This is a genomic window from Janthinobacterium longum (genome assembly GCF_051380735.1).
Classification (GTDB): domain Bacteria; phylum Pseudomonadota; class Gammaproteobacteria; order Burkholderiales; family Burkholderiaceae_D; genus Janthinobacterium.
Window position 1 is genome coordinate 96,155 of sequence record NZ_JBNYXQ010000005.1, and the last position, 21,478, is coordinate 117,632.

Annotated in this window: 19 protein-coding genes; 14 read left to right on the plus strand and 5 right to left on the minus strand. The window is 60.9% G+C overall.

Going from position 1 to position 21,478, the window contains the following annotated elements:
• Positions 1 to 7: 7 nt before the first annotated feature.
• Together ACQ4WM_RS14885 and ACQ4WM_RS14890 are read left to right on the plus strand one after the other, a co-directional pair.
• Complete coding sequence (locus ACQ4WM_RS14885) at positions 8 to 247, plus strand: DUF2798 domain-containing protein (protein ID WP_436547452.1); 240 nt, start codon at positions 8 to 10, stop codon at positions 245 to 247.
• Between the two features lie 144 nt (positions 248 to 391).
• Complete coding sequence (locus ACQ4WM_RS14890; protein WP_436547453.1) at positions 392 to 1,228, plus strand: alpha/beta fold hydrolase; 837 nt, start codon at positions 392 to 394, stop codon at positions 1,226 to 1,228.
• 51 nt (positions 1,229 to 1,279) lie between these two features.
• Here the strand turns inward: ACQ4WM_RS14890 and ACQ4WM_RS14895 are convergent, their stop codons facing one another.
• Positions 1,280 to 3,367, minus strand: coding sequence for a 3-hydroxyacyl-CoA dehydrogenase NAD-binding domain-containing protein (locus tag ACQ4WM_RS14895; protein ID WP_436547454.1), 2,088 nt, complete (start codon positions 3,365 to 3,367; stop codon positions 1,280 to 1,282).
• 500 nt (positions 3,368 to 3,867) lie between these two features.
• Between ACQ4WM_RS14895 and ACQ4WM_RS14900 the strand changes: the two genes are divergently transcribed.
• From ACQ4WM_RS14900 to ACQ4WM_RS14915, 4 genes are read left to right on the plus strand one after another with little or no spacing between them, the layout of a single operon-like run.
• The gene (locus ACQ4WM_RS14900; protein WP_436547455.1) at positions 3,868 to 5,565 is read left to right on the plus strand and encodes a methyl-accepting chemotaxis protein; all 1,698 of its coding nucleotides are present in this window, start codon (positions 3,868 to 3,870) and stop codon (positions 5,563 to 5,565) included.
• An 11-nt stretch (positions 5,566 to 5,576) separates the two neighbouring features.
• Positions 5,577 to 6,401, plus strand: coding sequence for a CheR family methyltransferase (locus ACQ4WM_RS14905; protein ID WP_436547456.1), 825 nt, complete (start codon positions 5,577 to 5,579; stop codon positions 6,399 to 6,401).
• Between the two features lies 1 nt (position 6,402).
• A complete protein-coding gene (locus ACQ4WM_RS14910) occupies positions 6,403 to 6,942 on the plus strand; it encodes a chemotaxis protein CheD (protein WP_436547457.1) in 540 nt (179 codons plus the stop codon).
• The gene (locus ACQ4WM_RS14915) at positions 6,929 to 8,416 is read left to right on the plus strand and encodes a chemotaxis protein CheW (RefSeq protein WP_436547458.1); all 1,488 of its coding nucleotides are present in this window, start codon (positions 6,929 to 6,931) and stop codon (positions 8,414 to 8,416) included. The genes ACQ4WM_RS14910 and ACQ4WM_RS14915 overlap by 14 nt, the downstream gene beginning before the upstream one ends.
• A 6-nt stretch (positions 8,417 to 8,422) precedes the next feature.
• Here ACQ4WM_RS14915 and ACQ4WM_RS14920 read toward each other — a convergent pair whose 3' ends face one another.
• Positions 8,423 to 10,069 carry a 3-(methylthio)propionyl-CoA ligase gene (locus tag ACQ4WM_RS14920; protein ID WP_436547459.1) on the minus strand — a complete coding sequence of 549 codons (1,647 nt, stop codon included), beginning with the start codon at positions 10,067 to 10,069 and terminating at the stop codon, positions 8,423 to 8,425.
• A gap of 189 nt (positions 10,070 to 10,258) precedes the next feature.
• On the opposite strand from ACQ4WM_RS14920, the gene ACQ4WM_RS14925 reads away from it, so the two are divergent.
• From ACQ4WM_RS14925 to ypfJ, 8 genes are all read left to right on the plus strand, one after another.
• Complete coding sequence (locus ACQ4WM_RS14925) at positions 10,259 to 11,737, plus strand: protein adenylyltransferase SelO (protein WP_436547460.1); 1,479 nt, start codon at positions 10,259 to 10,261, stop codon at positions 11,735 to 11,737.
• Between the two features lie 9 nt (positions 11,738 to 11,746).
• Positions 11,747 to 12,148 carry a peptide-methionine (R)-S-oxide reductase MsrB gene (gene msrB, locus ACQ4WM_RS14930; RefSeq protein ID WP_436547461.1) on the plus strand — a complete coding sequence of 134 codons (402 nt, stop codon included), beginning with the start codon at positions 11,747 to 11,749 and terminating at the stop codon, positions 12,146 to 12,148.
• A 72-nt stretch (positions 12,149 to 12,220) separates the two neighbouring features.
• Positions 12,221 to 12,850: a septation protein A gene (locus ACQ4WM_RS14935; protein WP_436547462.1), complete on the plus strand. Its 630-nt coding sequence runs from the start codon at positions 12,221 to 12,223 to the stop codon at positions 12,848 to 12,850.
• Positions 12,847 to 13,152, plus strand: a complete 306-nt coding sequence (locus ACQ4WM_RS14940; protein ID WP_436547463.1) for a BolA family protein — start codon at positions 12,847 to 12,849, stop codon at positions 13,150 to 13,152. The genes ACQ4WM_RS14935 and ACQ4WM_RS14940 overlap by 4 nt, the downstream gene beginning before the upstream one ends.
• A 114-nt stretch (positions 13,153 to 13,266) precedes the next feature.
• The gene (locus tag ACQ4WM_RS14945; RefSeq protein ID WP_436547464.1) at positions 13,267 to 14,046 is read left to right on the plus strand and encodes a peptidylprolyl isomerase; all 780 of its coding nucleotides are present in this window, start codon (positions 13,267 to 13,269) and stop codon (positions 14,044 to 14,046) included.
• Positions 14,047 to 14,135: 89 nt separating this feature from the next.
• Complete coding sequence (locus ACQ4WM_RS14950) at positions 14,136 to 14,912, plus strand: peptidylprolyl isomerase (protein WP_436547465.1); 777 nt, start codon at positions 14,136 to 14,138, stop codon at positions 14,910 to 14,912.
• A 231-nt stretch (positions 14,913 to 15,143) separates the two neighbouring features.
• Positions 15,144 to 17,663, plus strand: coding sequence for an excinuclease ABC subunit UvrA (locus ACQ4WM_RS14955; RefSeq protein ID WP_436547466.1), 2,520 nt, complete (start codon positions 15,144 to 15,146; stop codon positions 17,661 to 17,663).
• Between the two features lie 111 nt (positions 17,664 to 17,774).
• Complete coding sequence (gene ypfJ, locus ACQ4WM_RS14960) at positions 17,775 to 18,665, plus strand: KPN_02809 family neutral zinc metallopeptidase (RefSeq protein ID WP_436547467.1); 891 nt, start codon at positions 17,775 to 17,777, stop codon at positions 18,663 to 18,665.
• Positions 18,666 to 18,677: 12 nt separating this feature from the next.
• Here the strand turns inward: ypfJ and ACQ4WM_RS14965 are convergent, their stop codons facing one another.
• The 3 genes from ACQ4WM_RS14965 to nadA are packed head-to-tail and all read right to left on the minus strand — an operon-like array spanning position 18,678 to position 21,435.
• Positions 18,678 to 19,439, minus strand: a complete 762-nt coding sequence (locus tag ACQ4WM_RS14965) for a substrate-binding periplasmic protein (protein ID WP_436547468.1) — start codon at positions 19,437 to 19,439, stop codon at positions 18,678 to 18,680.
• On the minus strand, positions 19,439 to 20,305 hold the full coding sequence (gene nadC, locus ACQ4WM_RS14970) for a carboxylating nicotinate-nucleotide diphosphorylase (RefSeq protein WP_436547469.1): 867 nt from the start codon (positions 20,303 to 20,305) through the stop codon (positions 19,439 to 19,441). Before nadC ends, ACQ4WM_RS14965 begins: the two co-directional genes overlap by 1 nt.
• Positions 20,302 to 21,435: a quinolinate synthase NadA gene (gene nadA, locus ACQ4WM_RS14975; RefSeq protein WP_436547470.1), complete on the minus strand. Its 1,134-nt coding sequence runs from the start codon at positions 21,433 to 21,435 to the stop codon at positions 20,302 to 20,304. The genes nadC and nadA overlap by 4 nt, the downstream gene beginning before the upstream one ends.
• Between the last annotated feature and the right edge of the window lie 43 nt (positions 21,436 to 21,478).

The following is a 21,478-nucleotide window of genomic DNA, read 5'->3' on the forward strand; positions in this document are numbered from 1 at the left end:
ATTTCCCATGTCCGAGGCCCTGCGTTTGCGTTTTGTATTTGCCGTCATCATGTCGCTGGTGATGACCTTGCTGATGAGCGCCTGGGTGACCTGGCTTAATATCGGCTTGCAGGATGACTTCCTGGCGCGCTGGCGCCATGCTTTCCTGGCTGCCTGGCCGGTAGCGTTTTGCGCGGTGATGCTGTTCGCGCCTCATGTGCAGGGCCTCAGCCGCCAGATCGTGCTGCGCCTCAAGCGTGGCAGTTGACACCTCGTACGATGGCGCCGGGCCGTGCGTCAGCGCACGCTGGTGACAAAAGCACTGGAGTTCCCTCTGTTCAATGTTTTCAAGCTCGCATGATGTGCCTATAATGGGAGACGTCATACCGAACCATGAACAAGAAGGAGTTTCATGCAGCATCTATCCGCCGTCCGCCCCGCGCGCGCCATCCTTCTCGGCAGCGTAGCGCTGTTGATGTCCGGCTGCTCCATGCTGCCTTCATCCGCACCGGCACCCGTGCCGCCAGCCAGCGCCACCCTGCCCGACGCCACCATCGCCTACACCTTGACCGGCCAGGGCGCGCTGCCGGTGGTGTTCCAGTCGGGCCTGGGCGACGGCAAGGATGTGTGGGACGGCGTGGCGCCGGAAGTGGCCAGGCAGCACCGCGTGCTGATGTATGACCGGCCCGGCTATGGCGCCAGCCAGAAAACCGCCACCCCGCGCGACCCCTGTACCATCGCCGCCCAGCAGCGTGCGCTATTGGTACAGGCCGGCTTGAAACCACCGTATATCCTGGTCGGTCAAGGGCTGGGCGGCCTGTATCAATATGTGTATGCCAGGCTGTACCCGCAGGACGTGGCCGGCCTGATCCTGCTCGACCCCACTCATCCGCAGCAATGGCAGCGCATGCAGACCGAGGCCTCGACCTACGCCATGTTGCTGAAAACCCGCCGCAAGCTGATGTTCAACAGCACCGAAACGGCGGAGTTCGACGCCCAGTCACAATGCCTGCAACAGATCGACATGAAGACGCCGCTGCGCGCCCCGGCCATGCTGCTGGTGCGCGACAAGTTCGGCATCGAGGAAATGGGCTCTTACGAGACCCTGGTGCGGGCCCAGGAAAAAGACTGGCAGCGCCTGTCCGGCGCCCCCGCCATTGAACGCATCACCGGCGCCGGCTATTACATCCAGAAGGACAATCCGGTGATCGTCAATGAGGCGGTGAAGATGGTGGTGAAGAAGAGGTAATCCGGGGTCAGACCCGTCGGGTCTGACTCCAGCTTTCTGCTGCTGGGTCTATCAGGAGTTAAAACCCCTGCCCTCTGCAGCCAGCCTGACCAGCAGCGGCGCCGGCGTCCAAGCCTCGCCATGGCGCCCCTGGGCATAGCCGGCCATCGCATCAAGTACATTCGGCAGGCCTACCGTATCGGCATGGAACATCGGCCCGCCACGGAACAAGGGGAAGCCGTAGCCGGTCAGGTAGACCATGTCGATATCGGAGGCGCGCAGGGCGATGCCCTCTTCCAGGATGCGTGCACCTTCGTTGACCAGGGCATAGACCAGCCGTTCGACGATTTCCTGGTCGCTGATCTTGCGCCGCTCCACGCCGATGTCCTGCGAGTGCTGCACTATCATGGCGTTGACCTGTTCCGATGGGTAAGCCTTCCGGTCGCCCGCCTTGTAGTCATACCAGCCGGCGCCCGTCTTCTGGCCGTAGCGACCCATTTCGCACAGCAGGTCGGCCGTCTTCGAGTACGTTACGTCCGGCTTTTGCACATAGCGTCGCTTGCGGATGGCCCAGCCGATATCATTGCCTGCCAAATCGCCCATGCGGAACGGGCCCATGGCAAAGCCGAAATGTTCGACCGCCTTGTCTACCTGTGCCGGCAAACAGCCTTCTTCGAGCAGGAAGCCAGCCTGGCGGCTGTACTGTTCTATCATGCGGTTGCCGATAAAGCCGTCGCACACACCTGACACCACGCCGGTTTTTTTCAATTTCTTCGACAGCGCCAGCGCACTGGCCAGCACGTCCTTGCCAGTTTCCCGGCCGCGCACGATTTCCAGCAGCTTCATCACATTGGCCGGGCTGAAGAAATGCGTGCCGATCACGTCTTGCGGGCGGCCGGTAAAACTGGCGATCTGGTCCAGGTCCAGGGTCGACGTATTCGACGCCAGGATGGCGCCCGGCTTCATGACGGCGTCCAGCTGCCTGAACACCGCTTCCTTGACGCCCATCTCTTCAAACACGGCTTCAACCACGATATCTGCCTGCGCGATGTCGGCGTAATTCAGGGTACCGCTGACGAGCGCCATACGCTGCTCGGCTTTTTCCTGCGTCAGCTTGCCCTTCCTGACAGTGTTTTCGTAATTCTTGCGGATCGTCGCCAGGCCCTTGTCCAGCGCTTCCTGTTTCGTTTCCAGCAGCTTGACGGGGATGCCGGCGTTGGCGAAATTCATGGCGATGCCGCCGCCCATGGTACCGGCACCCACAATCGCTGCCGAGGCGATCGCGCGCACGGGGGTATCGGCCGGCACGTCCGGCACCTTGCTGGCGACGCGCTCGGCAAAGAAGGCATGGCGCAGTGCTTTCGATACAGGCGACTGCACCAGTTGCATGAACAGTTCGCGCTCGAATTTCAGGCCATCGTCGAATTTCATGGTCACCGCGGCAGCCACCGCTTCCACGCACTTCAACGGCGCCGGGAACGGGCCCGCCATCGCTTGCACGGTATTGCGCGAGAACTGCAGGAACGCTTCGTGATTCGGGTAATCGACCTTTCGCTCGCGCACTGTCGGCAGCGGACGCACGTCGGCCACCTTGCCGGCAAAGGCCACGGCGGCCGCCAGCAGGTCGGCGCCGGGCGCGGTCACTTCATCGAACAGCGCCGTGCCGGCCAGTTTTTCGGACGCCACCGGCGTGCCGGAAACAATCATGTTGAGCGCCATTTCCAGACCCAGCACGCGCGGCAGCCGCTGCGTGCCGCCGGCACCCGGCAAGATGCCCAGCTTGACCTCCGGCAAAGCCATCTGCGCGCCCGGCGCGGCAACCCGGTAATTGCAGCCCAGCGCCAGCTCCAGCCCGCCGCCCATGCAGACGCTATGGATGGCGGCCACCACCGGCTTGGTCGACTGTTCCACCACATTGATCAGGGTATGCAAGGTCGGCTCGGTGAGGGCCTTGGGCGAATTGAATTCCTTGATATCGGCGCCGCCCGAAAAGGCTTTACCGGCACCGGTAATCACGATGGCCTTGATGGCGTCGTCGGCCAGCGCCTGCCTGATGCCGGCCACGGCTGCTGTACGGGTAGCCAGGCCCAGTCCATTGACCGGCGGATTGGCGAGGGTGATCACGGCTACGGAGCCATTGACTTGATACTCGGCGCTCATTGTCTCTTCCTTGTTGGTGTGGGTGTCTTGGATAGGGCAAGCATTGCCGCTTTACTATACCGCAGAAACGAACGCTCGTATTATTTTTTCCTGCCGAGCGATGTCTGGCGCCATGGTACAGGATCACCTCCGTCGGCGGTGTGCGCGGCAAGCTCAGCCACCGTTTTTGACTATCAACGTGATATTCGCAACAGTATTACAAAAACAATATATAAAACAGGCACTTAATAATGCCAATACAGTGTTTTCATCAGAAAAATAAGCAATAACGACACTTTCCGCGCTATTTAAATTTGTCGCTTGTTTTTCCATATTGACTGAGGAATAATAAAATTATTGATAAAAATCAACACTCTAGAAAATGTCGTACATCAGTCGAAACATATTCAATCAAAAACATCAATGACTGCGACATTCTCACCAATTATCACGCAATGTAACAAGTAGCCCGATAAAAAAATCCCCTTTTATATACGCCGACTCGAATTGAAGGAAATATTATGGACGCAGCCAGTCATGTCACCCAGTCCCGGGATCTGGACCTACAAGCGACCTACACCGCCATCAACCGCGTGCAGGCCGTGATCGAATTCGAGCTCGACGGTACCATCCTGCACGCCAACGACAATTTCCTCAAGGTGGTCGGCTATGGCCTGGCCGAAGTACAGGGCAAGCATCACGCCATGCTGTGCGACCCCGAGTATGTGAAGACGCCGCAATACCGCGAATTCTGGGCCAGGCTGGCGCGCGGTGAGTTCGACCAGTCCGATTACAAGCGCATCGCCAAGAATGGCCGCGAAGTCTGGATCAGCGCTTCCTACAACCCGGTGTTCGACGCCGATGGAAAACCTTATAAAGTCGTCAAGTTTGCCACCGACGTCACTGCCGTCAAGATGCGCAACGCGGAATATGAAAGCAAGGTCAGCGCCATCACCAAGGCGCAAGCCGTGGTGGAATTCGACATGCATGGCAATGTGCTGGACGCCAATGCCAATTTCCTCGACTTGATGGCTTATGAACTGGGCGATATCAGGGGCGAGCACCACCGCATGTTTTGCGAAGCGGATTATGCCAACAGTCTCGACTATAAAAAATTCTGGCAAAAACTCAATCGCGGCGAATTTGACTGTGGCCGCTACAAGCGCATCGGCAGCAATGGCAAGGTGGTGTGGATACAGGCCACCTACAATCCCATCCTCGACCTCAATGGCAAACCCTGCAAGGTGGTGAAATTCGCCATCGACATCACCGAGCAGATCAGGCTTGAAACAAGCATTCACGACAAGTCGGACGATGAAAGCCGCAAGGTCAAGGTATTGCTTGAATCGGTGGCGCGCGCGGCGCAAGGCGACCTGACCTGCAATATCGTGCAGGAAGGCAATGAAGCTATCGACCTGCTGGCCGGCGGCATCGGCAAAATGATCGTCGACCTGCGCGGCGTGATCGCCAACGTGGTCGCCGCCGCCGGCGGTTTTGCCGATTCCTCGCATGCAATTTCCGAGCGCGCCACGGGCGTGGCGGTCGGCACGCAGGCGCTGGGCGCCACCGTCGAACAAATGAACGCGTCGATCGACGGCCTGACCTTTTCCATCAACTCGATTGCCGAGAACGTCTCCAACGCCGACTTCCTGGCCCGCACCACACAGCAGGAAGCCGAGGCAGGCGCGCGCGCTGTGGCCAAATCGATCGAGGCGATGGATCTGATCAATCGCTCTTCGGAAGATATCGGCGAAATCGTCAAGGTGATCAGCGAGATTGCCAACCAGACCAATATGCTGGCCTTTAACGCGGCCATCGAGGCGGCGCGCGCCGGTGAGCACGGCCTGGGCTTTTCGGTGGTGGCCGACGAGGTACGCAAGCTGGCCGAGCGTTCCTCGCAGGCAACCAAGGAAATTTCCAAGCTGATCAACGAGTCGGTCAAGCGGGTCACTACCGGCAGCGAGATTTCGCGCCAGGCCAGCGACGCCTTTGACAAGATCGTCACGGGCGTGGGCAAGACCACCCTTGCGATCTCCGATATTTCCAAGGCAGCCAACGAACAGCTGCTGACGGCGCGCGAGGTGTCGACGGCGATCCAGTATATTGCCGAGGAAACGGAAAAATCGGCCGCCAATGTCGACAGCATCGCCCGCTCCACCGACGCACTGAATGACCGCGCCGGCAAGCTTAACCAGACCGTCTCCGGTTTCACGGTCTAGCCGGCGACACGATGAACCACGCCGCCACCCTGACGCCGGAAGTGCTCTCCAGCCTGATCGCCATGGTGCGCGAGCATACCGGCATTGCCATGACGCCGCGCAAGAGCATCTTGCTCGAGCGGCGCCTGCAGCCGCGCCTGCAGGCGCTGTCGCTGCACAGCTACCAGGCCTACCTGGACAAGGTGGCCAGCGACCGCGAGGAGGTGGCCCATTTCATCGACCTGGTGACCACCAACGACACCCTGTTTTTCCGCACGCCGCAAATCTGGACCTATTTTAGCGAGCGCTACCTGCCGGCCTGGGCGCGCCAGCATCCCGGTGGCTGCCTGAAAGTATGGTCGGCAGCCGCCGCCAGCGGCGAAGAACTGTATTCGATCGCCATGCTGTGCGAACAGTTCAAGGCGTTGCAGCCGGCTTTTCGCTACCAGATTTTCGCCAGCGACATTTCGCAACAGATACTCAATGCAGCGCGCGCAGGCCATTACAGCGGCCGTTCGGTCGAGCGCCTGCGCTTGTCGCATCCGGACTTGCTGCGCAAATATTTTACGGCCTCCCCATACGGCGTGCAGATCAACGATGCGCTGCGCCAGCACGTCAGTTTTGCGCTGCACAACCTGCTCGAACCCCTGCGCCCGGCCCAGCAGTTCGACGCGGTGTTCCTGCGCAATGTGCTGATTTATTTCGATGCCGAACACCAGGAAAAGGTGTTGCGCCAGGCGCGCCACAGCTTGAAAGTCGACGGCCGGCTGATCCTGGGCGAATCGGAAACCATCGCCCGGCTCGGCACCAGCTATCAATTCGAGTTTCCGATGATCTACAAGACAGGCGAGGCATAAGATGACGAGCAGCGATATCCGGGATACGCCGCGCAAACAGGTGGGCATGGGACAACTGAGCGTGGGTGCGCATGATGATCAGCTACAGGCCTTGCTGGGTTCTTGCATCGGTATCGGCTTTATCTGGAAAAAAGGCGATCGCTGCGGCCTGGCCCATTGCCTGCTGCCCGAAGCGCCAGGACCAGATGCCAGCCTCGGTGCACGCTATGTCAGCCAGGCTGTGCCATCGCTGCTGCGACTGATGGGTGCGTGCATGGCCGACTACGGCGATATCGAAGTGGTGCTGGCCGGTGGCGCCAATATGTTTGGCAACTGCAACAGCCGCTTGCAGGTAGGCAAGCAAAACATGGCCGCAGCTCAAAAATACCTCGATCGCTGCGGTCTGCAGGTCGGCTTCTGCGCCCTGGGCGGGCAGCACGGGCGCCAGTTGTTGATCGACTGCGCGCGCCACAGCTTTGCCGTGACCGAGGTGGCGCCGACGGCAAATCGGCCCGGCCACGCCACCAATCCGTATCTGGGAGGCGTACATGGACACGCATGAGGGCGCAGGCGCGGAGCTGTTCGGCTCCTTCCACCTCGGTGGTGACGAGTTCGCCCTGCCGGCCAGCTGTATCCGCGAAGTAGTCAATTACCCGGCAAAAATGACCGTACTGCCGCTGTCACCGGCCTACCTGGAAGGGATGTTCACCCTGCGCGGTAACGTCATTCCGGTGGTCAACCTGGGCCGGCTGTTCCGGCCTGGCGCACCGGCTGCCACCGCTACCGACAAGGTTGCCATTCTCGACTTCCAGCAAGTGCTGATCGGCATCGTGTTCCAGGAGACGGGCGAAATCATGCGCGTGCAGCCGGCCCAGCGCTCGACGCTGCACTATGCCGCTGGCGACACGCACGCCGTCATCGCCGGCACCATCTTGCAGGACGATGGTGCACGGCTGCTGCAGATACTCGATCCGCATGCGCTGATCCGCATTGAAAACGTGCCGCAGGTACTGGCCCGCCAGGCATCGAATGGCAAGCACAACGCGCGCCTGCAAGCCCAGGGCGAACGGCGCCAGTGCGTCAGCTTCCATGCGGCCGGCTCTGCCTTTGCCTTCAATATGGCGGCGATCCAGGAAATCATCAGCGTGCCGGAGCTGCAAAGTTCCCTGCTTAACAGCGAGTTGTGCCTGGGCCGCATGCATTTTCGCGGCAGCCAAGTGGCGGTAGTCGATTTTTCCGCCTTGCTGCGCGTGCCGGCCACTGACAAAGCCGCGGCTATCGACCAGCGCGTGATCGTGGTGCGACTTGATAAGGCCACGGTCGGCTTCCTGGTCGACTCGGTCGACAGCATCATCCATTATTTTGCCGACGAAGTGCTGCCGATACCGCTGTTGAGCAAGGCGCGCGCCGCCATGTTCGCCGGTTGCCTTTCCAGGGAAAACGTCGGCGACATCATCGTGCTCGACCATCGTGAAATCCTGTCGCAGGCAGAGATCGTCGAGATGCAGCAGGGCCATGCGCGACTGTATCCGGCCAGTGAAGAAGCCGCCGCCACGCGCCAGGCCCAGCGCCAGGTCTATATCACTTTTATGGTAGAGACCCCGTTTGCCGTCGAAATCAGGCAGGTGCGCGAAATCATCGACGCCGGCGGCGCCATTACCCGTCCGCCGGGCCAGCCTTCCTTCATGCGCGGCATCCTCAATTTGCGCCAGCAAATGATCAGCATTGTCGACCTGCGCCAGTTGTATGGCATGGCGCCGCTGGCCGACGAAAGCAGTGCCAAGATCCTCATCATCGAACGGGGCCAGGAACGCTACGGCTTCCTGGTCGACGCCGTCAACAACATCATGACGATCTGCGACAGCCAGCGCTTCTCGGCGCCCCAGCTGATCCGCACCGGCAGCCATGACGACCTGCGCAGTGAAATGGAAGAGATGATCGATATCGGCAGCGCCGAACAGCGCCAGACGCTGAGTGTGTTTCGCTGTGATCGTTTGCTCGACAAGCTGGGGCAGAGCCTGCCCCAGGCTGCATAAGGGGCATTAACCGAGCTGATGCCCCTTGAACTGCTCGCGCAGCTTGTTCTTCTGGATCTTGCCGGTAGCCCCCATCGGCAGTGCGTCGACAAACAGCACGTCGTCCGGGGTCCACCATTTTGCGATCTTGCCGTCGAAGAACTGCAACAACTCGGCGCGCGAGACCGTCATGCCGGGGCGCTGCACCACCACCAGCACCGGGCGCTCGTCCCATTTAGGGTGGAACAGGCCGATACAGGCTGCCTGCAGCACGGCCGGGTGGGCCATGGCCAGGTTTTCCAGGTCGATGGTGCCGATCCATTCGCCGCCCGACTTAATCACGTCCTTGCTGCGGTCGGTAATCTGCATATAGCCGTCGGCATCAATCGTGGCCACGTCGCCGGTGGGAAACCAGCCATCCTGCAGCACGTCGCCACCCTCTTCCTTGTAATACGAGGCAATCACCCACGGCCCTTTCACCATCAAATGGCCATAGCTGCTGCCGTCCCACGGCAGTTCCTTGCCCTCGTCGTCGACGATCTTCATGTCCACGCCATAGATCGCATGGCCCTGCTTTTGCAGGATCTTGCGCTGGGCTTCCCTGGACAAATCCAGGTGCCTGGCCAGCAAGCCGCCGGTGGTGCCCAGTGGCGACATTTCGGTCATGCCCCAGGCGTGGATCACTTCCACCCCAAACTGGTCGATCAGGGTATCCATCATGGCCGGCGGGCAAGCCGCGCCGCCGATCACGGTACGGCGGAAGGTGGAAAAACGCAGTTTATTCTGCAGCACATGGTTGAGCAAACCGAGCCAGACAGTCGGCACGCCGGCCGAAAACGTCACCTTTTCCGCTTCGAACAGCTCGTACAGCGACTTGCCGTCGAGCGCCGCGCCGGGAAACACCATGCGCGCGCCGCACAAAGGCACGGAGTACGGCAGGCCCCAGGCGTTCACATGGAACATCGGCACCACCGGCAACACCGTATCCGAGGCGCTTACGTTCAAGCCACTGGGCATGGCCGAGGCATACGCGTGCAAGACTGTCGAGCGGTGTGAATACAGCGCGCCCTTGGGGTTGCCGGTAGTGCCCGAGGTATAGCACAGGGTGGCGGCAGCGTTTTCGTCGAACAGCGGCCATTCGTACTGGTCGGAGTAGCTGGCGATCAGGTCTTCATAGCACAGCAGGTCGGGGATGCTGCTGGACGCCGGCATGCGCTCGCGGTCGCACATCAGCACAAAGTGGCGCACAAAGGTGCAGGCGGCGGCGATTTTTTCCACTACTGGCAAGAACGTCAGGTCGAACAGCAATACCTGGTCTTCGGCATGGTTGGAGATATAGGTGATCTGGTCGGGAAACAGCCTTGGATTAATCGTGTGCAAGACCGCGCCCGAACCGGACACGGCGTAATACGCTTCCAGGTGGCGGTAGCCGTTCCAGGCCAGGGTGGCGACCCGGTCGCCCATGCCGACACCGAGGCCATGCAGGGCATTGGCCAGGCGCCGCGCGCGCTGGTGGCAGTCGCGGTAAGTGTAGCGGTGCATATCACCTTCCACCCTGCGCGAGACGATCTCGCTGGCACCATGATGGCGTGCGGCGAACTCGATGATGCTGGAAATCATCAGGGGCTGATTCATCATCTGGCCCATCACCGGACTGAGCTGGAATACCGACATCGTGTCTCCTCGATAGTTAGTTTTTAAGTAATTGACTTCAGTTTCGACCGATCGTGCTATTCCGGTCAACGCATTTCGATATTGCGCTGCAGCATCTAATCGGGGCTGACGTTTTGCCGCGCGCCGCAGGGAACCACGCGCTGCGGTAAAATCGCGGTTTCGGCCCTCGGCCGGGCTTGCAAGCTCATTATGACTGGAACTGCCATCAGCGCCCTGACCCTCCCCCTGAACAATGGTTTTGCCGGCCTGCCGCCCGCGTTCTACACGCGTTTGATGCCAACGCCGCTGCCGGCGCCGTATTTTGTCGCCGCCAGCGCCGCCGCAGCCGCCCTCGTGGGGATAGCTCCTGCGCGCCTGGCCGATGCCGACTTTGTGGAACTGCTGAGCGGCAACGCCGTCGCCGAGCAGTCTCAGCCACTGGCCGCCGTCTATTCCGGCCACCAGTTTGGCGTATGGGCCGGCCAGCTCGGTGACGGCCGCGCCATCCTGCTGGGCGATATCGCCACCGCAGATGGCCCGATGGAACTGCAGCTGAAAGGCGCCGGTGCCACGCCATATTCCCGCATGGGCGACGGGCGCGCCGTGCTGCGCTCGTCGATCCGCGAATTCCTCTGTTCGGAAGCGATGGCGGCGCTGGGCATTCCCACTTCGCGCGCGCTGGCCATCACCGGCTCGCAGCAAGGCATCATGCGCGAAACGGTGGAAACGGCCGCCGTGGTGACCCGCATGGCGCCCAGCTTTGTCCGCTTTGGCTCCTTCGAACACTGGTTCTCGCGCAAGAAACCCGAGGAACTGAAGATCCTCGCCGACTATGTCATCAACAGTTTTTATCCTCAATTGCAGGCGCAGGACAACCCCTACCAGGCGCTGCTGGCCGAAGTGTGCCGGCGCACGGCGCACATGATCGCGCACTGGCAGGCGGTCGGTTTCATGCATGGCGTGATGAACACCGACAATATGTCTATCCTGGGCCTCACGCTCGACTATGGCCCGTTCGGCTTTATGGAAGCGTTCGACGCCGGGCACATCTGCAACCATACCGACAGCCAGGGCCGCTATTCCTATGCGAACCAGCCGCAGGTAGGCCACTGGAACTGCTATGCGCTGGGCCAGGCCCTGCTGCCGCTGATCGGCGAAGTTTCCCTGGCGCAAGCTGCGCTCGACAGCTACGAGCCGGCGTTCGCAGCCAAAATGAATGAATTGCTGCGCGCCAAGCTCGGCCTGCGCACGGAACAAGCCGGCGACAGCGATCTGTTCGACGCCATGTTCGCCGTGATGCAGGCCAATCACGTCGATTTCACCAATTTCTTCCGCGCCCTGGGCAATCTGCAGCTGGCGGCGCCGCAGCACGATACGCTGCTGCGCGACATGTTTATCGACCGGCCTGCATTCGATGCCTGGGCCACGCAATACCGTGCTCGTTTGCTGCTCGAAGACAGCGTTGACGCCACGCGCAAGCTTGCAATGGACAAGGTCAACCCCAAATACGTGCTACGCAACTATCTGGCCCAGGTCGCCATCGACAAGGCGCAGCAGCAGGACTACTCGGAAGTGGCGCAATTGCTGGCGGTGTTGCAAAAGCCATTTGACGAACAAGCCGAACACCAGCACTATGCGGCCCTGCCGCCCGACTGGGCCAGCCATCTTGAAGTAAGCTGCTCTTCCTAAGGAGTCACCATGAGCACCAATAAAGTACAAAAAACCGACGCCGAATGGCGCGCCATGCTCGACACCATGCAATACCAGGTAACGCGCCATGCCGCCACCGAACGCGCTTTCACCGGCAAGTTCTGGGACCACCATGAGCAAGGCATCTACACCTGCGTCTGCTGCAACACGCCGCTGTTCGCCTCCGATACCAAGTTCGATTCGGGCTGCGGCTGGCCCAGCTATTTCCAGGCGCTCGACCCGGCCAATGTGAAGGAAATCGTTGACCGTACGCATGGCATGGTGCGCACCGAAATCATTTGCGCCGTCTGCGACGCCCACCTGGGTCACGTGTTCCCGGATGGTCCGCCACCGACAGGGCTGCGCTACTGCATCAATTCCGCCTCGCTGCGCTTCGATCCACAGCCCTGATGCAATACGCGCATGGGAATGGCCTAAGCCATTCCTAAGCTGCTTTTTAGTTGACCATAGTAAAGTCTTGCAATGAAATTTCTCTTCGACCTCTTTCCGCTGATCGCCTTCTTTACCGCCTTCAAACTCGGCGGCATGTATGAAACGGCGACGCACGACTTCGTGCAGCAGTATTTGTCCGGCATTGTTTCCGGCGGCGTGATACAGCCCGAACAGGCGCCTTGGGTATTGGCGACCCTGGTCGGCATCGTTGCCACCGCCTGCCAGGTCAGCTATCTGCTGCTGCGCAGGCGCAAGGTCGACGGCATGCTGTGGCTGTCGCTGTTCATCTTCGTGGTGTTCGGCGGCGCCAGCATTTATCTGCACGACGACTTCTTCCTCAAATGGAAGCCGACCCTGATTTACTGGCTGTCCGGCCTGGCCCTGCTGGTTGCCCACTTGGGCTTCAGGAAAAACCTGATCCGCAAGACCATGGAAGCGCAGGTGCAGTTGCCTGACGCCGTGTGGAACCAGCTGCTGGCTGCGTGGATCATCTTCTTCGGCTTCCTGGGCGCGCTCAACCTGTTCGTCGCCTTCGTGCTGTACAAGGGCGACATGGCGGCCTGGGTCAGCTTCAAGGCGTTTGGCGCCACCGGCATTTTCTTTGCCTTCATCGTCGCGCAGACCCTGTTCCTGTCCAAACATATCAAGGAAGAAGCATGATGACTGAACTCAATACCGCCACGGATACCTCGCCGGCCACGCGCATGGAACGCATGCGCGCCCGCCTGGAAGCGGCGCTTTCCCCTGTGGAATGCGTGTTGGAAGACGACTCGGCCAGCCACCGCGGCCATGCTGGCGCCGCCTCCGGCGGAGGCCACTATAATGTGCGCATCATTTCCAGCAAATTTGAAGGGCTCAGGCTCGTCATGCGCCATCGTCTGGTGTATGATTCCGTGCACGATATGATGCATAATGAGATACATGCATTGGCTATTGTCGCATTGGCGCCTTCGGAAGCATGACGCTGAAGGCGTTTTTGGCGTAGGCCGGCAATCCGGCATCACGCTGCAGCAAACGCGATAAACACAAAAATTTTGATGCGTTTTTTACGAAACTTTCCCTAACAGGATTTAATAATGACTTTTAAGCCAGCCCGCTTGCTGATCGCACTACTCGCCGTAGCCGCTGTACCTGTTTTTGCGCAAAATGTTGCCGTTGTAAATGGCAAGGCTATCCCAACGTCGCGCGTTGATGCAGTCGTCAAGCAAGTCGTCGCCCAAGGCCAGCAGCCGGATTCGCCGCAACTGCGCGAAGCGATCAAAAAAGACCTGATCGGCCGTGAAGTGCTGATGCAGGAAGCGGAAAGCAAGGGTTTCGGTAAAGACGCAGCCGTCAAATTGCAAATCGAGAACGCACGCCAGGCCATCGTCATCAACGCCCTGGTAGGCGACTACCTGAAAAAGAATCCGGTCAGCGACGCCGACATCAAGGCTGAGTATGATCGTTTCGTCAAGCAGACCGGCGACAAGGAATACCATGTGCGCCATATCCTGGTGGGCACCGAAGCCGAAGCGAAAGATATTATCACCAAGCTCAAGGGCGGCGCCAAGTTCGAAGACCTGGCCAAGCAATCGAAAGATGCCGGCTCGGCTGGCAATGGCGGCGACCTGGACTGGGCAGCGCCTTCGTCCTTCCCGCCAGTGTTCTCGGACGCCTTTGTGAAACTGCAAAAGGGCCAGTTCACGGACACCCCGGTGCAAACGCCTAACGGTTTCCACGTGATCAAGCTCGACGACACGCGCCCGGCAAAACTGCCTACCCTGGAAGAAGTCAAGCCACAGATCTCGGAAGCGCTGCAGCAGAAAAAACTGCAGGCGTACCAGGAAGACATGATCAAAAAAGCGAAAGTTCAATAAGAACTGACCACCCCGGCGCCCCTTTCGGCGCCGGTCGTGTATTCTGCGTTTGAATAAACTATCGTTATTGTATTTTTATAGGAATAAACATGATTTTAAAGCCAGCCCGCCTGATTCTTGCTTTGGTTGCCGTAGCCGCCGCACCAGCTTTCGCGCAAAACGTCGCCACCGTCAATGGCAAGGCCATTCCGGCATCGCGCGTCGACCAGGTCGTCAAGCAAGTCGTCGCCCAGGGCAAGCAAGCGGATTCGCCGCAACTGCGCGAAGCCATCAAGAAAGACCTGATCGGCCGCGAAGTGCTGATCCAGGAAGCTGACAAGCAAGGCTATGGCACTCGTCCTGAAGTCAAGGCCCAGCTCGACAACGCGCGCCAGAGCATCATCATCAATGCCCTGCTGGCCGACTACATCAAGAAAAACCCCGTCAAGGACGCTGAAATCAAGGCCGAGTACGACAAGTTCAAGGCGCAAGCCGGCGACAAGGAATACCATGCACGCCACATCCTGGTAGCCACCGAAGCCGAAGCGAAAGACATTATCGCCAAGCTCAAGGGCGGCGCCAAGTTCGAAGAACTGGCCAAGGTCTCGAAAGACGGTTCCGCAGCCAATGGCGGCGACCTGGACTGGGCCAGCCCGAACTCCTACGTCAAGCCGTTCGCCGACGCCCTGGTGGCCCTGAAACCAGGCCAGGTCACGCAAACGCCGGTGCAATCGCAATTCGGCTTCCACGTGATCAAGCTCGAAGAAACCCGCCCGACCAAACTGCCGTCGCTGGAAGAAGTCAAAGGCCAGGTTGCCGAGTCGATTCAACAGAAAAAACTCGCCGCTTACCGCGATGAACTGATGAAAAAAGCCAAGGTTCAGTAATCCGGACCTGGTGAAAAAAAAGCGCTCTTCGGAGCGCTTTTTTTATGCCAACCGCTTATGCAAAACTGAACCAGGCCCGTACAATGCGGCCATCGACCACCTCATAAGTGGCCACCAGTTCCTGCTCGGCAGCCCCTTCCTCGGTCACGCTGGTTATAGTGTGCGCGGGAGTACGGACAAGCCTGTTCCGTGCTGCCAGACTGTCGATCCAGCATAAACAGGGCAATCTCCATGTCACGATCCACCACCGCCCCTCCCCTGCCCGGCCATGTCAGCGTGCGCGGCGCGCGCGAGCATAATCTCAAGAATGTCGACGTCGATATACCGCGCGATGCGCTGGTGGTCTTTACCGGCGTGTCCGGTTCCGGCAAGTCCTCGCTGGCTTTCGGCACCCTGTACGCCGAAGCCCAGCGGCGCTACCTGGAGTCGGTCTCGCCATATGCGCGCCGGCTGTTCCACCAGATGGCGGTGCCGGAAGTCGACAGCATTGATGGCCTGCCGCCGGCCGTGGCCCTGCAGCAGCAGCGCGGCGCACCGACCACGCGCTCGTCGGTCGGCAGCGTCACCACCGTTTCAAACCTGTTGCGCATGCTGTATTCACGCGCCGGCGACTATCCGAAAGACCAGGCGCTGCTGTATGCGGAGTCGTTTTCACCGAATACGGCCGAAGGCGCCTGCCCCGAATGCCATGGACTGGGGCGCGTGTATGAAGTGACCGAACGGTCGCTGGTGCCGGACGACACGCTCACCATCCGCGAACGCGCAATCGCCGCCTGGCCCACCGCCTGGCATGGACAGAACCTGCGCGACATCCTGACCACACTGGGTATGGAAGTCGATACCCCCTGGCGCGACCTGCCGAAAAAGGTACGCGACTGGATTCTGTTTACCGATGAGCAGCCGGTGGTGCCCGTGTATGCGGGTTTGACGCCGAAAGAAACCCGGGCGGCGCTGAAGGCCAAGCTGCCGCCCAGCTACATGGGCACGTTTACGGGAGCGCGCAAATACGTGCTGCAAACCTTTGCCACCAGCCCCAGCGCGCAGATGAAAAAGCGCGTGGCGCAGTACATGCTGGGCGCCGACTGTCCGCTGTGCGAAGGCAAGCGCCTGCGCCGGGAATCGCTGTCGGTGCGCTTTGCCGGCCTCGATATCGCCGAGATGTCGCGTTTGAGCCTGGCAAAACTGGCGGCCCTGTTCGCGCCGTATGTCACTGGCAAGGCCAAGGTGCGCGACAGCCGCGCTCATCCCGAAAAAGCCATTGTCACCCAGCGCATCGCCCAGGACCTGGCGGGACGCCTGGAGGTGCTGCTGGACTTGGGCCTGGGTTACTTGAGCCTGGACCGTGGCACGCCCACCTTGTCGCCCGGCGAATTGCAGCGATTGCGCCTGGCCACGCAGGTGCGTTCGAACCTGTTTGGCGTGGTGTATGTGCTCGATGAACCGTCGGCCGGCCTGCATCCGGCCGACACCGAAGCGCTGTTGCGTGCGCTGGCGCGCCTGAAGACCTCGGGCAATTCCCTGTTCGTCGTCGAGCATGACCTGGATGTGATCAGGCAGGCCGACTGGCTGGTCGATGTCGGGCCGCAGGCGGGCGAGCATGGTGGCCAGATCCTCTACAGCGGGCCGCCGGAAGGCTTGCGCAAGGTCGAACAGTCGCAGACGCGGCGCTATCTGTTTGAGCAGGACAAGGCAGCACCCCGCAGCTCGCGCGCACCATCGGGCTGGCTGACGGTGGAAGGCGTGACGCGCAACAATCTGCATGGCCTGGCCGCGCAGTTTCCGCTCGGCGTGCTGTGCAGCGTGTCGGGCGTATCCGGCTCGGGCAAGTCCACCCTGGTCAGCCAGGCGCTGGTGGAACTGGTGTCCGGCCAGCTGGGCCAGGTGCTCCTGCCTGAGACTGATGACGACTCGCCGCTGGCGCCGGCCGTGTTGCCTGTCGGCGGGCGCATTACAGGAGGTCTGGAGCACCTGCGCCGCCTTGTCACTGTCGACCAGAAACCGATCGGCCGCACGCCGCGCTCCAACCTGTCCACCTATACCGGGCTGTTCGACCATGTGCGCAAGCTGTTTGCGGCCACGCCGGCAGCCAAAAAACGACATTTCGATGCCGGCCGTTTTTCCTTCAACGTCAGCAAGGGCCGCTGCGCCACTTGCGAGGGCGAAGGGCAAGTGATGGTCGAGCTGCTGTTCCTGCCCAGCGTGTATGCGCCCTGCCCCGTCTGCCATGGTGAACGCTATAACGCCGATACCTTGAAGGTGGAGTACCGGGGCAAGAATATCGCCCAGGTGCTGCGGCTGACAGTCGACGATGCACTGGTGTTTTTCGAAGGCGAGGCGGCTCTGGAGCGCCCCCTGTCGGTACTGGCCGAGGTGGGTCTGGGCTATTTGCGGCTGGGCCAGTCGGCCACGGAATTGTCGGGCGGCGAAGCGCAGCGGGTGAAACTGGCGACCGAACTGCAGCGCAGCAGCCGCGGCGACACCTTGTATATCCTCGACGAGCCGACCACCGGCCTGCACCTGGCGGACATCGATCGCCTGGTGGCCCAGCTCGATACCCTGGTGGCCGCCGGCAATACCGTGATTGCCGTCGAACACGATATGCGGGTGCTGGCGGCCAGCGACTGGGTCATCGATATCGGGCCAGGTGCCGGGGATGCCGGCGGCCTGGTGGTGGCCAGCGGGCCGCCGGGCGAGGTCGCAAAAGCAAAGCACAGCCGCACGGCGCCGTATCTGCAGAAAGCTCTCGCTTGAGCGGAACACTGCCGGCCAGGATTTGCTGGGATAATGTCAACTTCAATCACCAAACGTGCCGGCGCATCTTGCGCGGCATCAACAAATACCAGGGTAACAGGAGCAAATATCATGAAATGGGAAGGCAACCGCGAAAGCGACAATGTTGAGGATCGCCGTGGCGAAGGCGGCGGTGGCGGTGGTGGCGGCTTTGGTTTCGGCGGGCGCACGATCGGCATCGGCACCATCGTCATCGCGCTGGTCGGCGGCTGGGTACTGGGCGTCAATCCCATGACCATTCTCAACCTGCTCAGTGGCGGTGGCGGTGGCAGCCAGGTCAGCACCCAGCCCCAGTCACCGGCCCAGCAGCCACCTGCCGATGACGAGATGGCGCGCTTCGTAAAGACCGTGCTGGCCGATACGGAAGACACCTGGACCACGCTGTTCAAGGCCGAAGGCGGCAGCTACGTGAAGCCGAAGCTGGTGCTGTTTGCCGGCAGCACGCCGACCGCTTGCGGCACGGGCGAAAGCGCCACCGGCCCCTTCTATTGCCCCGGCGACCAGAAGGTCTACCTGGACCTGGACTTTTTCAACCTGATGCAGCAGCGCTTCAAGGTATCGGGCGAATTTGCCCAGGCCTACGTGATCGCGCACGAGGTCGGCCACCACGTGCAAAATCTGCTGGGTTTGTCCGAAAAGGTCGACAATGCGCGCCGTACCGCCACCGAACGACAGGCCAACGCCATGTCGGTGCGCCTGGAACTGCAGGCCGACTGCTTTGCCGGCGTATGGGCGTATCACGCCAATGCTGAGCGCAAGATACTGGAACAGGGTGATGTGGAAGCGGCCCTGAAAGCGGCCACCGCGATCGGCGATGACGCGCTGCAGCGCCAGGCACAAGGCCATGTGGTGCCGGACTCGTTCACCCACGGCACTTCCGCACAGCGCGTGCGCTGGTTTACCAAGGGCATAGAGTCGGGTCAGATTTCGCAGTGCAATACGTTCGAGGCGAAACAGCTGTAAGCGCGCGTGGGCTTATGGCACTGTCAATTTGTACCGTTTGCCCAGCCGTTTGATTTCCCCGCCATCGACCAGGCTTTTCAATTCCTGGTCGAACTGCACGCGCAGGCGATCCGATTCAGGCGTGCGGGGAAAAGCAAGATAAGCATTCTGCACTTCCAGCACCTGGGGCAAGACCTTCACCTGCCGCTCCAGCCCGAGTCGGACCAGCACCGGTTCGGTATCGCGCCGGCTGCTGACGAAGACATCGACATGGCCATGCACCAGCATGCGCAAACCATTCTCCACCGTATTGGCGACACTTACCTGCAGGCCGGAACGTAGCCGTTCCATCTCCGCACCGTAGACCCAGCCATTGAGCAGCACCAGCCGGCGGTTCTTCAGGCTGGCATAATTGCCGTCCCAGCTGAAGCGGGAATCCTGACGCGTATAAAATACGATCTGGTCCTGAAAAAATGGTTTGTCGGAAAACGCCATGCTGGCCAAGCGCTCGGATGACTTGTACGGGCCGATCAGTATATCGGCCTGGCCCTGTGCCAGCATCGCCTGGGCGCGCGCCCAGGGCACCATGCGAAAGCGCACGGTATGGCCGGTGCGCGAGGCCAGCGTGCGCACCAGCTCGGCTCCCATGCCCACGAACTCGCCGTTGGGCTGATAGTCGAACACGCGCTCGAACTGGGCACCGACGGCCAGCAACTCACGGGCCTGCGCTTGCACGGGCAAAGCCCATATCTGCAGGAAAAAGGCCAACCCCAGCAGGCGGCCCGTGAGGCTCATCAGCCTACAATACGCAAGGAATAATCGGTGGCCTTGATGTCTTTGGTCAGGCTGCCGATTGAAATGCGGTCCACGCCGGTCTCGGCGATCGCGCGCACCGTGTCAAAGTTGATGCCACCCGATGCTTCAAGCAAGGCGCGCCCGTTGGTGACGGCCACCGCCTCGCGCATCATCTCATTGCTGAAATTATCGAGCAGCACCGATACGGCGCCGGCGGCCAACGCTTCGTGCAGCTGGGCCAGGGTTTCCACTTCGATCTGCACCGGCACGCCGGCGTCCAGGGTACGCGCATTGTCCAGCGCCTGGCGTATGCCGCCGGCCGCCGCAATATGGTTTTCCTTGATCAGGATGCCATCGTACAGTGCCAGTCGCTGGTTCTGCCCGCCCCCCACGCGCACTGCGTATTTTTGCGCCAGGCGCAGGCCGGGCAAGGTCTTGCGCGTGTCCAGAATGGCCGCCCTGGTGCCGGCGATCACGTCCACATAGCGGCGCGTGGCCGTGGCCACCGCCGACAGCAGTTGCATGAAGTTCAGCGCGCTGCGTTCGGCCGTCAGCAAGGCGCGCGCCGGTGCCTCGATGGTGCACACCACGCTGTCAGCGGCCATCAGGTCGCCTTCGGCGTAATGCCAGTCGATGCGGATGCTGCGCTCCACGCTCTGCATCACGCCTTCGAACCATGGCGCGCCGCACAGCACGGCCGCTTCGCGCACGATCACGCGGGCCGTGACGATGTCGTCGGGCGGCACCAGTTCGCCCGTCAGGTCGCACTGGCCCACGTCTTCCAGCAAGGCCGCCAGCAAATTGGCTTCAAAAGCGCGCGCCAGGGCGGCGTCGAACGGGGCAAAAACGTTGACAAGAGTACTCATGCGGGACCAATTCCTTGAAACAGTTGAGCTTCCTTGGCCAGGTCGGCGCCCGGCTGCACGCCAGCTTTTTTGGCGGCGGCAAAGTCGAGCATGCGGCTGATCGAGCGCACGGCCAGCTGGCCCACGTTCGGATCGACATGGATTTCATTGTGCATGTTTTCCAGCGTCTCGGCCAGGTTGCGCAAGCCGTTCATCGCCATCCACGGGCAGTGTGCGCAGCTCTTGCAGGTGGCGCTGTTGCCGGCCGTGGGCGCTTCGATAAAGCGCTTGCCCGGCGCGGCCGCACGCATCTTGTGCAAAATGCCGTTGTCGGTGGCAACGATAAAGGTGTCGGTATCCATCGTCTGCGCAGCGGCAATCATCTGCGAGGTCGAACCCACCATGTCGGCCAGCGCCACTACGTTCGCCGGCGACTCCGGGTGCACCAGCACCTTGGCCTGCGGATACTCTTCCTTGAGCAGGTCCAGTTCGATGCCCTTGAATTCATCATGCACCAGGCAGCTACCCTGCCACAGCAACATGTCGGCACCGGTTTCTTTCTGGATATAAGAACCCAGGTGCTTGTCGGGCGCCCACAGGATTTTCTTGCCCTGCGCATGCAGGTGAGCGACGATGTCGAGGCCGATCGAGGACGTCACCATCCAGTCGGCGCGCGCTTTCACGGCCGCGCTGGTGTTGGCATACACCACCACCGTGCGGTCGGGATGCTGGTCGCAAAAGGCCGTGAATTCATCGACCGGACAACCGAGGTCGAGCGAACATGTGGCGTCCAGGTCCGGCATCAGCACGGTTTTTTCAGGGCTGAGTATCTTCGCTGTCTCGCCCATGAAGCGCACGCCGGCCACCACCAGGGTCCTGGCCGGATGGTCGCGCCCGAAGCGCGCCATTTCCAGCGAGTCGGAAACGCAGCCGCCGGTCGCTTCGGCCAGGTCCTGCAGGTCGGCGTCGACATAGTAGTGCGCGACCAGTACGGCTTCGCGCTCGACCAGCAAGCGCTTGATGCGGCTAATCAGTTCGGTTTTTTCAGACGGGGATGGCGTGGCTGGCGTACGCGCCCAGGCGTGGGCGGTACAGCTGGCGCCGTCTTGGGGATGTTCGTACTCGACGGATTTGATGGCTGGAGTTTGCATGGCGTAGGGTAGCTGGGTGAAAACAGGCATGCCGGCGGCGCTG

Coding starts and splice junctions, on each gene's coding strand:
- ACQ4WM_RS14885 (WP_436547452.1), top strand. CDS start 8: ATGTCCGAGGCCCTGCGTTTGCGTTTTGTATTTGCCGTCATCATGTCG.
- ACQ4WM_RS14890 (WP_436547453.1), top strand. CDS start 392: ATGCAGCATCTATCCGCCGTCCGCCCCGCGCGCGCCATCCTTCTCGGC.
- ACQ4WM_RS14895 (WP_436547454.1), bottom strand. CDS start 3,367: ATGAGCGCCGAGTATCAAGTCAATGGCTCCGTAGCCGTGATCACCCTC.
- ACQ4WM_RS14900 (WP_436547455.1), top strand. CDS start 3,868: ATGGACGCAGCCAGTCATGTCACCCAGTCCCGGGATCTGGACCTACAA.
- ACQ4WM_RS14905 (WP_436547456.1), top strand. CDS start 5,577: ATGAACCACGCCGCCACCCTGACGCCGGAAGTGCTCTCCAGCCTGATC.
- ACQ4WM_RS14910 (WP_436547457.1), top strand. CDS start 6,403: ATGACGAGCAGCGATATCCGGGATACGCCGCGCAAACAGGTGGGCATG.
- ACQ4WM_RS14915 (WP_436547458.1), top strand. CDS start 6,929: ATGGACACGCATGAGGGCGCAGGCGCGGAGCTGTTCGGCTCCTTCCAC.
- ACQ4WM_RS14920 (WP_436547459.1), bottom strand. CDS start 10,069: ATGTCGGTATTCCAGCTCAGTCCGGTGATGGGCCAGATGATGAATCAG.
- ACQ4WM_RS14925 (WP_436547460.1), top strand. CDS start 10,259: ATGACTGGAACTGCCATCAGCGCCCTGACCCTCCCCCTGAACAATGGT.
- msrB (WP_436547461.1), top strand. CDS start 11,747: ATGAGCACCAATAAAGTACAAAAAACCGACGCCGAATGGCGCGCCATG.
- ACQ4WM_RS14935 (WP_436547462.1), top strand. CDS start 12,221: ATGAAATTTCTCTTCGACCTCTTTCCGCTGATCGCCTTCTTTACCGCC.
- ACQ4WM_RS14940 (WP_436547463.1), top strand. CDS start 12,847: ATGATGACTGAACTCAATACCGCCACGGATACCTCGCCGGCCACGCGC.
- ACQ4WM_RS14945 (WP_436547464.1), top strand. CDS start 13,267: ATGACTTTTAAGCCAGCCCGCTTGCTGATCGCACTACTCGCCGTAGCC.
- ACQ4WM_RS14950 (WP_436547465.1), top strand. CDS start 14,136: ATGATTTTAAAGCCAGCCCGCCTGATTCTTGCTTTGGTTGCCGTAGCC.
- ACQ4WM_RS14955 (WP_436547466.1), top strand. CDS start 15,144: ATGTCACGATCCACCACCGCCCCTCCCCTGCCCGGCCATGTCAGCGTG.
- ypfJ (WP_436547467.1), top strand. CDS start 17,775: ATGAAATGGGAAGGCAACCGCGAAAGCGACAATGTTGAGGATCGCCGT.
- ACQ4WM_RS14965 (WP_436547468.1), bottom strand. CDS start 19,439: ATGAGCCTCACGGGCCGCCTGCTGGGGTTGGCCTTTTTCCTGCAGATA.
- nadC (WP_436547469.1), bottom strand. CDS start 20,305: ATGAGTACTCTTGTCAACGTTTTTGCCCCGTTCGACGCCGCCCTGGCG.
- nadA (WP_436547470.1), bottom strand. CDS start 21,435: ATGCAAACTCCAGCCATCAAATCCGTCGAGTACGAACATCCCCAAGAC.